Source organism: Kitasatospora sp. NPDC059795 (assembly GCF_042732175.1).
Taxonomy (GTDB): domain Bacteria; phylum Actinomycetota; class Actinomycetes; order Streptomycetales; family Streptomycetaceae; genus Kitasatospora.
In genome coordinates this window covers 241,327-250,440 of sequence record NZ_JBHWID010000011.1, presented here as the reverse complement: position 1 = coordinate 250,440, position 9,114 = coordinate 241,327, and the positions used below count along the sequence as shown (strand labels likewise).

Genomic DNA, 9,114 nt, shown 5'->3' with positions numbered 1-9,114 from the left:
GGCCGAAGAACGCGCCGTGGGCCAGCGAGGCCACGATGCGGCCGGCGAGCATCACGCCCATGGTCGGCGCGACGGCGGAGAGCAGGTTCCCCACCACGAACAGGCCCATCAGGATCATGAGCATCGTCTTGCGGCTGATCCGGGTGCCGAGCACCGTCATCAGCGGGGCGCCGATGACGACGCCGATCGCGTAGCCGGTGACCAGGAGTCCGGCGGACGGGATGGACACCCCGTAGTCGCCGGCGATCTCGGGCAGCAGGCCCATGACCACGAACTCGGTGGTGCCGATCCCGAAGGCCCCGATGGCCAGGGCCAGGAGCGCGAGAGGCATGGTGTGCCGCCCTCCATACGATTGCTGTTGCGTCTTACGTGCTCCGACAATAGTTGCAGACGCGGGCAACGTGCAAATGCGGGTATTCGTCCATCGCCAATGGTGGGCGATGGCCGGTAATGCGTGGAGGGGCTTATCCTGGGGGCATGCACCTGGAAGGAGAGCCGCGCCCATGACTGCCACGGACCCCGCGCTGACCGCCCTCGCCAACGGCTGGGCCGCCCTCCACCTCCTGGCCGGCCGGATCGAGGCACACATCGAGCGCACCCTCCAGGCCGAGCACGACCTGAGCGTGCGCGAGTACTCGCTGCTCGACGTGCTCAGCCGCCAGCACGACGGCGAGGGCGGGCACCTGCAGATGAAGCAGGTCGCCGACGCGGTGGTGCTCAGCCAGAGCGCCACCACCCGCCTCGTCACCCGCCTGGAGGACCGCGGCCTGCTCTCGCGCTACCTCTGCGCGACCGACCGCCGCGGCATCTACACCGACGTGACCGGGCCCGGCCTGGAGCTGCTGGAAGCGGCCAGGCCGACCAACGAGGCCGCCCTCCGGGAGGCACTGGACGAGGCCGCCAAGAACCCTGAGCTGGCCCCGCTGGTCGCCACCGTCGAAGAAATGAACCTGTCGCGACGGCCCCCCGAGCCCGCCGCCACGCACTGACCGAACACGCCGACCGAACACGACGACCGAACACGACGACCGAGCACGACGACCGAGCACGACGAAGCCACGCACCGACGACCCGCGCCGGACGGCCGAAAATCGGGTGCGGGCGGCACCACTCGGTGGCTAGCGTCGGGGCTTTGCGAAAAACCGGTGCGGCGTGGGGCGGAACAGAATGAAGCGGTCCGATGGGCTGGGTCGGGCGTTCGGGGTGCTGTGGTCGGCGTCGGCGGTGTCGACGCTCGGGGACGGGATCGTCGCAGCGGCGGCTCCGCTGCTGGTGACGTCGCTGACCAGGGATCCGGTGCTGGTCGGCCTGTCGGTGTTCGTCCAGCAGCTGCCGTGGCTGGTGCTGGCCCCGGTCAGCGGGGTGCTGGTGGACCGGGTGGACCGGCGGCGGCTGACGGTGGCGATGAACGCGGCCCGGGCCGCGCTGACGGCGGTGCTGGCGCTGGCGGTCTTCGCGGGCGCGGCCTCGCTGCCGCTGATCTACGCGATCGGCCTGCTGCTGGGCAGTTGCGCCGCGCTCGGCGACAACGCGTCCTCCGCGCTGGTGCCCGCCGTCGTGCCGTCCGAGCAGCTGCCGAGCGCCAACTCCCGTATCTTCGGCGCGTATTCGGTGCTCAACAAGCTGTGCGGCCCGCCGCTGGGCGCGGCCCTGTTCGGGGTGGCGGCCGGGCTGCCGATGGCCGTCGACGCGGCGAGTTTCGCCGGCGCGGCCGCTCTGCTGTCGACGCTGCGCCTGCTGCCGCGCGACGAGCCGGAGCCCCGGGCCGGGGCCCGGCCGCCGATGCGCCGTCAGTTCACCGAGGGGGCGCGCTGGCTGTGGGGGCAGCCGGCGGTGCGGACGCTGACGCTGGCGCTCTGTCTGATGAACGTGACGCTGATCGCCGGGTTCTCCGTCATGGTGCTGTACGCCCGTGAGCACCTGGGCCTGTCGGGTTTCGGCTACGGCGTGCTGATGTCGTCGGGCGCGGTGGGCGGCCTGGTGGGCGCGGCGGTGGCGCCGCGTCTTCAGGCCCGGTTCTCGTCCTCGGTGCTGCTGCGGGTGGGCCTGGTGCTGGAGACGCTGACGCATGTCGGCCTGGCGCTGGCGGGTTCGGCGTGGGTGGCGGGCGCGGTGCTGGCGATGTTCGGCGTGCACGGCGCGGTGTGGATGGGCGTGGACCGGACGCTGGTGCAGCGGGCGGTGCCGAGCGAGCTGTACGGCCGGGTGATGAGCGTCTTCATGGCGCTGGCGGTGGGCGGTTCGGCCCTCGGCGCGCTGATCGGCGGGCCGCTGGCCCGTGCGTTCGGCCTGACCGGTCCGTTCTGGTTCTCGGCGGTGGTGATGGCGGCGCTGACGGCCTTCGCCTGGCGTCCGTTCAGTCGCTCGATCGACGACCGGGGGCCCGCCGCGGCCGTCCCGCGGGCCGCGGCGGTCGCCGACTGACGGTCGTGCCTACCGCCCCGCGCCGTCCCGCCTGCGATATACCTTGCGGGCAGTGGCGGCGGCGAGCGGGGCGAGGTGGGCGCGGGTGATCCGGCGGCGGGTGCTGGTCTCGGGCACGGTGCAGGGCGTCTTCTTCCGCGACTCCTGCCGGCGCGCGGCGGCGGACGCGGGCGTGGTCGGCTGGGTGCGCAACCTGCCGGACGGACGGGTGGAGGCCGTCTTCGAGGGCGACGACGGCCCGGTGGAGCAGATGGTGGCGTGGATGCGCCACGGCCCGTCCCGGGCGGTGGTCGACGGCGTCGAGGTGGTCCCCGAGCCCCTGGAGGGCCTGCTCGTCTTCGCCATCACCGACTGAGGCCGCTACTCCTCGTACGGCCACGTCTCGTCGGGGAACACCCGCGCGAACCAGTGCGGTTGGACGTCCCTCAGGCGCAGCGTCCGCCACCGCGTCGGGTCCTCCGGCACCGGCACCCCGACCTCGACGTCCGGCCCGTACGCGAACAGCCGCTCCTGGCAGACCCCGCACGGCGCGAGCACCCAGTGGCCCCGCCCCTCGTCGGCCGCGGTGACGCACACGGACGCCACCACCCGCCGCCCCTGCTTGAAGGCCTCGCAGATCGCCCCGGTCTCGTGGCAGAGCCGCACCGCGTTGTTCGGCGGCTCGGGCGCCGTACTCGTCAGCACCGTCCCGTCGTCCAGGCGCAGCGCCGCCGCCCCGGCCCACTCCTGCCCGGGAAACCGCCGGCGGGTCAACTCGATTGCCGCGTCCACAAGTTCCTGATCAACAGCCATGCGGGGCAGCCTAGCCGCCGGGGGCGCGGAAAATCTGCGCGTTTTCGCAGGCCGTGGGCCACACTTCGCCCCATGACGAATCAACTCGACGACCACAAGCGTGACTTGAAGCTCTACTTGCAGGACGCCCGCGAAGCGGTCCTGTGGAAGCTCGAAGGCCTCTCCGAGTACGACGTCCGCCGCCCGATGACCCCGTCCGGCACCAATCTGCTCGGCGTGGTGAAGCATCTGACGGGCGCCGAGGCCGTCTACTTCGGCGAGACCTTCGGCCGCCCCTTCGAGAACGCCCCGGGCCTGTGGGTCGCGGGCACCGCCGACGAGCCCAACGCCGACCTGTGGGCCCGCCCGGACGAGAGCCGCGAGACCCTGGTCGCCGGGTACCGCCGCGTCTGGGCCCACGCGGACGAGACGATCGACGCCCTCCCCCTGGACGCCCTCGGCCAGGTCCCGTGGCCTCCGCGCCTGCATCTCGGCCTGGGCCGGATCCTCCTCCACATGGTCGCCGAGACCCATCGCCACGCGGGCCAGCTCGACGTGGTCCGCGAACTCCTCGACGGCGCCACCGGCCTGCGCCCCGACGACCCGGTCCTCCCCGACGTCGCCCCCGACTGGTGGCCCGCCCACCGCGCCCGCCTCGAACAGGCCGCCCGCGAAGCGGCCCGGGCCGCGGGCGAGAACGTCCCGGCCTGAGACGCACCGCTGCCGGCCGCCCCCGGAGGAGGGGGCGGCCGGCGGCGGGTCCGGGGGGTGTCAGCTGTCGAAGCCGAGGCCCAGGGTGTCCATGGTCTTCAGCCAGAGGTTGCGCTTGCCGCCGTTGCGGTCGGCGCGGTCCAGCGACCACTTGGTGATGCCGATGCCGGCCCAGCGGACGGGCTCGGGCGGGAACGGCAGCGGCTTGCGGCGGACCATCTCCAGCGTGGTGCGCTCGGTGGGCTTTCCGGCGAGCAGGTCGAGCATGACCTCCGCGCCGAAGCGGGTCGCGCCGACGCCGAGCCCGGTGAAGCCGGCCGCGAGGGCGACCTTGCCGCGGTAGGCGGTGTCGAAGAACGCGGAGAACCGGGTGCAGGTGTCGATCGCGCCGCCCCAGGCGTGGGTGAAGCGCAGGCCCTCCAGCTGCGGGAAGGTCTGGAAGAAGTGCTTGGCGAGGGTCTGGTAGGTCTGCGGCCGGTGGTCGTACTCGGCGCGGACCTTGGCCCCGTAGTGGTAGATGGCGTCGTAGCCGCCCCACAGGATTCGGTTGTCCGCGGACAGCCGGTAGTAGTGGAACTGGTTGGCGCTGTCGCCGATGCCCTGCCGGCCCTGCCAGCCGATCGCGGCGAGCTGTTCGGCGCTGAGCGGCTCGGTCATCATCGCGTAGTCGTACACCGGCACGGTGTAGGGGCGGATCCGCTTGACCAGCGAGGGGAACACGTTGGTGCCGAGGGCGACCTGACGGGCGTACACCCGGCCGTAGGGGGTGCGGACGGCCATGCCGGGGCCGGACTCGGCGATGTCGGTGGCCTTGGTGTGCTCGTAGATGCGGACGCCGAGGCGCTCGCAGGCCTGCTTGAGGCCCCAGGCGAGCTTGGCCGGGTGGAGCATGGCCACGCTGTCCTTGTCCCACAGCGCGCCGAGGTACGTCGGCGAGTCGACCTGCGCGCGGACGGCGTCGGCGTCGAGGAGTTCGTAGTCGCCGTACTCCTTGGCGAGTTCGTACAGCTCGGCGAGTTCCTCGACCTGGTGGGGTTCGGTGGCGACGTCGAGTTCGCCGGTGCGCTCCCAGTCGCAGTCGATGCCGTGCTTGGTGACGGCGTCCTCCATGGCCTGGAGGTTGCGGGCGCCGAGCTGTTCGAGCGCGGCGAGTTCGTTCGGCCAGCGCTCGTAGCCGTTGCCGAGGCCGTGGGTGAGGCTGGCGGCGCAGAAGCCGCCGTTGCGACCGGACGCGGCCCAGGCGATCTCCTGGGCCTCGATCAGGACCACGTCGCGGCCGGGGTCGCGTTCCTTGGCGATCAGCGCGGTCCACAGACCGCTGTAGCCTCCGCCGACGACCAGCAGGTCGCAGCGCACGTCGCCGGTGAGTGCCGAGCGGGCCTCGGGGCGTCCGGGGTCCTCCAGCCAGAACGGGGTGGGCTTGGCGTCCCGCAGGGCGTGTACGGGGTCCATGTTCTCGGTTCCTTGCCTCGGGCCGGCCCGTCCGTGGGGGCGGTCGGGCCGGCTCTGCTGGTGCTCGCGGCAGTGAGCGGTTATCGGTCCTCGTCCTCGGCCGCCTCCGGGCCGAGGTTGATGGTGTAGACCTTGCGGAGCGTCTCGTGGACGGTCCAGGTGGTGCGGTCGCCTTCGCGCAGCACCGTGAGGTCGCCGGGGCCGACCTCCAGGACGGCGCCGTGGTCGAAGGCGATGGTGGCGCGGCCGCTGAGGACGACGAACATCTCGTCGGCCTCGGTGTCGGTGACCACCCCGGGGGTGATCTGCCAGATGCCGCGGATCTGTCGGCCGTCGGCGGACTCCCAGACCACCTTTCCGGTGACCTCGGGGGAGCCGGAGACGATCTGCTCGGGGTCGAGCGGTTCGGGTTCCAGCTCTGCGTCCGGGACGTGCAGGGCGAAGCTGTCGATCATGCCTCGACGCTATCCGTTCCGGCGTCGCCCGCGACCTTGTCACTGTGTGCCGAGTCCCACTGCGACCCTGACAGCCCGTACGCCCGGACGCCGGCGGCGAGGTCGGCCGCGCCGCGCTCGGCGGCGGCGGTCTCCCGGGCGGCCTTGCGCGCCGCCAGCAGCGGGTAGAGCAGCAGCGAGGCGCCGACCACGATCAGGCAGTACACGACGGCCTTGGAGCCTTCCTCGTTGTACTGCTCGATGGCGGCCCAGACGCTGACGGCGGTCAGCGAGAAGGTGATCAGGCCGATGCTCCACCAGCCGCCGGGAATCCGGTAGGGGCGCTCCAGCTCGGGCTCGCGGATGCGCAGCGCGATCAGGGCGGCGACCTCCAGCAGGATGCCGATGTTGGTGAGGAAGACGTCGAAGATCACCAGGTTGCTGAAGCTGGAGAAGCAGAACAGCGCGTAGATGACGGACGATCCGATGATCGACGCGATCGGCATCTTGTAGCGCTTGCTCTCCTTGGAGACCCACTTGGGCAGGTAGCCGTCGTGCGAGAGCGCGGAGGGGAGCCGGGAGTAGGAGGCGAGCAGCGCGGAGAACATCGCGACCGAGGCGAACAGGCCGCCGATGGTGACGGTGTACTGGAGCCACGGGCCGGCGAGTTCGCCGGCGATGTCGGAGAACGCGCCGTCCTGCCAGCTCTTCCAGCCGTTCTCGCCGTCCGCGCCGACCGCGAGGGCGCCCAGCGAGGGCAGCAGGTAGCCGATGATGATCAGCAGGACGGACCAGAACAGCGCCTTGGGCAGGTGCTTCTTCGGGTTCTCCATCTCGCCGGCCACGGTGGAGACCGAGTCCCAGCCGGAGTAGTTCCACATCACGATGAACAGTCCGGAGCCGAAGGCGTTCCAGGTGGACTGGCCCTGTTCGGCGGTCAGCGAGGAGACCGGGTTGATGCCGTCGCTCAGCAGGTGGTAGGCGCCGATGGCGGTGAGGATCAGCATCGGGGTGAGGCAGATGATCGCGAACACCACGGAGGAGTCGCCGACCCAGCCCGCGCCCATCAGGTTCACCAGCGTGAAGACCACGATGACGCCGACGCAGATCGCCCAGTTCAGGTCGACCTGGATGCTGCCGATCTCGAACAGCACGTGCTTGCCGGGCGCGACGGCCCCGATCAGGCTGGACAGGTACGAGGTGAACATGACGGGGTACAGCGCCATGTCGACGAAGCTGCACACCCACTGCAGCACGCCCTGCTGGAAGGCCCAGAACCGGCCGAGGCCGCGCTTGACCCAGTGGTAGTACCCGCCCTCGACGGGGATGGCGGTGCCGAGTTCGGCGCACACCAGGGCGTGCGGAACGCTGTAGATCAGCGGGGCGATCAGGATCAGCAGGATTCCCATGCCGGGCCCGGAGGTCGAGAACAGCGGCTCGATTCCGTAGGCACCACCCGAGACGCCGAAGAAGATCAGGGCGACCAGGGGAACCAGGCTCACGCGCTTGGGCGTTGCCCACCGGTTCTCCGGCGGGGCCACAGGGATGGCGGTCATTTTCACCTTGGCAATCTGGTTTCGGCACGAATGTGAGGTGCACGAGTCTGGTCGCCACTGTGACGTACGACAATCGTTCAATCTGTCAGGCGTCTTGTTGCCCCCCTGACACTCTGGCGGGCCCCGCCGAAAATCCGACGAGGCCCACATCATCGCTGGTCAGAGCCGGTTAAGCAGCGCTCACGCACCGCAACCGGCGTCCGCGAGCACGAAATACCCGGCCGAGGTCTCCTTCAATGTGTGAGTCACGAACAGGTTCCACAGCCCCATGGTCTGGTTGGAGCCGTTGGTGTACGCGTACCCGCCGCTCTGGTGGGCGCGGCCCGCGGCGACCTGGCTGTAGTTGTTGTCGGTGAAGCACCGGGGCGTGAACACGCTCCCGGCGGTGGTCGCCGTCACGGCCGAACTCACCGTCCCCACCACACCGTTGGCGTCCACCGCCGCCACCGTGTACGCGTACCCGGTGCCCGCGCTCAGGCCGCTGTCGGTGTAGGCGGTGCCGGTGGCGGCGCCGACCTGCACGCCGCCCCGGTACACGGTGTAGGACGCCGCCCCGGCCACCGCGTTCCAACTCAGCGCGGCCGTGGTGTCGGTGGTGCCGGTGACGGCCAGCCCGCCCGGCGCGGGCAGCCGGGTGCCGCCGCCGTTGTCGCCGCCGCCGCTGCCGTCCAGCCCCCAGAACAGCCCCGTCCAGTACGACGAACAGACGGTGCTCAGGAAGTAGGCGCCGCTCCGGCCGCAGTCGGCGGCGCCGCTGCCCGGGCTGACGGGCAGGCCGTGGCCCATCCCGGAGACGCTGTACAGCTGGACGGCCGGCCGGCCCGAGGCGTCGTCGTACTCGCTCAGCGTGGTGTTGCCGGGCAGCGACCGGGTGGCGGAGGCGGTCTGCGGGATGCCCCACACGTCGGTCCACTGGTCGCGCAGCTCGGTGGCGTTGACCGGGGCGACCGTGCTGTCGGAGCTGCCGTGCCAGATCGCCACCCGCGGCCACGGCCCGGTCCAACCCGGGTCGGACGCCCGGACCTTGTCGCCCCACTGAGCGGGCGTCAGGTTCTGGTTGGCGTTCTGGCAGCCGGACGCGGCGGCCTGCGTGGTGGCGCACTGCGCGGGCAGCCCGGAGGCGATCGAGCCGCCCGCGAACACGTCCGGGTAGTCGGCCAGCAGGTCGGCGGCCATGCCGGCGCCCGCGGACAGGCCGGTGACGTACACCCGTGACGGGTCGCTGCCGTACAGCGCGACCGCCTTGTCCACCATCTGCTTGACCGACAGCGCCTCGCCCTTGCCGCGGGTGTCCTTGGCGCTGTCGAACCAGGAGAAGCAGGACAGCGCGTTGTTGGTCGCGCCGGTCTGCGGGAAGACCACGGCGAAGCCCCAGCGGTCGGCGAGCTGCGCCCAGCCGGAGTTGTTGTAGTAGTCGCTCGCGGTCTGGGTGCAGCCGTGCAGCGCCACCACCAGCGGTTTGCCGGTGGCGAGCCCGCCCGGGACGTAGCTGTACATCGCCAGGTTGCCGGGGTTGCTGCCGAAGCCGGTGACCTGCCCGAGTCCGGCGGCCGAGGCCTGCGGCGCGCCGGTCAGCAGGCCGGCGGTCAGCACGGCTCCCGCGACCAGCGCCTTCGCCCAGCGGCCGATCCGTCCCGCTCTGCTCGTGTGTCCTGCCATGTGGGGGCTCCGCTCTCGCTGTGTGCTCGCATGCCGGGGTGGGGGGTGGCCGAGCACGGTTGGCGTGAATCATCGGCGCGGTCCGGACGGCCGCCCATGGCCCGGTG

Annotated in this window: 10 protein-coding genes; 4 read left to right on the top strand and 6 right to left on the bottom strand. The window is 71.5% G+C overall.

Going from position 1 to position 9,114, the window contains the following annotated elements:
• The coding region (locus tag ACFV4P_RS23520) for an MFS transporter (protein WP_380474063.1) at positions 1 to 331 on the bottom strand (331 nt) is incomplete at its 3' end.
• A gap of 172 nt (positions 332 to 503) precedes the next feature.
• On the opposite strand from ACFV4P_RS23520, the gene ACFV4P_RS23515 reads away from it, so the two are divergent.
• The 3 genes from ACFV4P_RS23515 (at position 504) to ACFV4P_RS23505 (ending at position 2,779) form a co-directional block, all read left to right on the top strand.
• Positions 504 to 989, top strand: a complete 486-nt coding sequence (locus tag ACFV4P_RS23515) for a MarR family winged helix-turn-helix transcriptional regulator (RefSeq protein ID WP_380474060.1) — start codon at positions 504 to 506, stop codon at positions 987 to 989.
• 178 nt (positions 990 to 1,167) lie between these two features.
• Positions 1,168 to 2,424, top strand: coding sequence for an MFS transporter (locus ACFV4P_RS23510; RefSeq protein WP_380474057.1), 1,257 nt, complete (start codon positions 1,168 to 1,170; stop codon positions 2,422 to 2,424).
• An 85-nt stretch (positions 2,425 to 2,509) separates the two neighbouring features.
• Positions 2,510 to 2,779 (top strand): acylphosphatase, encoded by a 270-nt coding sequence (locus ACFV4P_RS23505; RefSeq protein WP_380474098.1) that lies wholly within the window; start codon positions 2,510 to 2,512, stop codon positions 2,777 to 2,779.
• 5 nt (positions 2,780 to 2,784) lie between these two features.
• Here ACFV4P_RS23505 and ACFV4P_RS23500 read toward each other — a convergent pair whose 3' ends face one another.
• Entirely contained in the window at positions 2,785 to 3,216 is a 432-nt protein-coding gene (locus ACFV4P_RS23500) for a cytidine deaminase (protein WP_073818705.1), read from the bottom strand.
• Between the two features lie 72 nt (positions 3,217 to 3,288).
• On the opposite strand from ACFV4P_RS23500, the gene ACFV4P_RS23495 reads away from it, so the two are divergent.
• Positions 3,289 to 3,906: a DinB family protein gene (locus tag ACFV4P_RS23495; protein WP_380474054.1), complete on the top strand. Its 618-nt coding sequence runs from the start codon at positions 3,289 to 3,291 to the stop codon at positions 3,904 to 3,906.
• A gap of 60 nt (positions 3,907 to 3,966) precedes the next feature.
• Here ACFV4P_RS23495 and ACFV4P_RS23490 read toward each other — a convergent pair whose 3' ends face one another.
• The 4 genes from ACFV4P_RS23490 to ACFV4P_RS23475 form a co-directional block, all read right to left on the bottom strand.
• The gene (locus ACFV4P_RS23490; protein ID WP_380474051.1) at positions 3,967 to 5,358 is read right to left on the bottom strand and encodes an NAD(P)/FAD-dependent oxidoreductase; all 1,392 of its coding nucleotides are present in this window, start codon (positions 5,356 to 5,358) and stop codon (positions 3,967 to 3,969) included.
• Between the two features lie 80 nt (positions 5,359 to 5,438).
• Positions 5,439 to 5,813 (bottom strand): cupin domain-containing protein, encoded by a 375-nt coding sequence (locus ACFV4P_RS23485; RefSeq protein ID WP_380474048.1) that lies wholly within the window; start codon positions 5,811 to 5,813, stop codon positions 5,439 to 5,441.
• The gene (locus ACFV4P_RS23480) at positions 5,810 to 7,294 is read right to left on the bottom strand and encodes an APC family permease (RefSeq protein ID WP_380474046.1); all 1,485 of its coding nucleotides are present in this window, start codon (positions 7,292 to 7,294) and stop codon (positions 5,810 to 5,812) included. The genes ACFV4P_RS23485 and ACFV4P_RS23480 overlap by 4 nt, the downstream gene beginning before the upstream one ends.
• A 234-nt stretch (positions 7,295 to 7,528) precedes the next feature.
• Positions 7,529 to 9,007 (bottom strand): PHB depolymerase family esterase, encoded by a 1,479-nt coding sequence (locus ACFV4P_RS23475; protein ID WP_380474044.1) that lies wholly within the window; start codon positions 9,005 to 9,007, stop codon positions 7,529 to 7,531.
• Positions 9,008 to 9,114: the final 107 nt, after the last annotated feature.

Excerpts from the sequence above, each read along its gene's own strand:
- ACFV4P_RS23490 (WP_380474051.1), bottom strand. The coding sequence starts at position 5,358 with ATGGACCCCGTACACGCCCTGCGGGACGCCAAGCCCACCCCGTTCTGG.
- ACFV4P_RS23485 (WP_380474048.1), bottom strand. The coding sequence starts at position 5,813 with ATGATCGACAGCTTCGCCCTGCACGTCCCGGACGCAGAGCTGGAACCC.
- ACFV4P_RS23515 (WP_380474060.1), top strand. The coding sequence starts at position 504 with ATGACTGCCACGGACCCCGCGCTGACCGCCCTCGCCAACGGCTGGGCC.
- ACFV4P_RS23510 (WP_380474057.1), top strand. The coding sequence starts at position 1,168 with ATGAAGCGGTCCGATGGGCTGGGTCGGGCGTTCGGGGTGCTGTGGTCG.
- ACFV4P_RS23475 (WP_380474044.1), bottom strand. The coding sequence starts at position 9,007 with ATGGCAGGACACACGAGCAGAGCGGGACGGATCGGCCGCTGGGCGAAG.
- ACFV4P_RS23500 (WP_073818705.1), bottom strand. The coding sequence starts at position 3,216 with ATGGCTGTTGATCAGGAACTTGTGGACGCGGCAATCGAGTTGACCCGC.
- ACFV4P_RS23495 (WP_380474054.1), top strand. The coding sequence starts at position 3,289 with ATGACGAATCAACTCGACGACCACAAGCGTGACTTGAAGCTCTACTTG.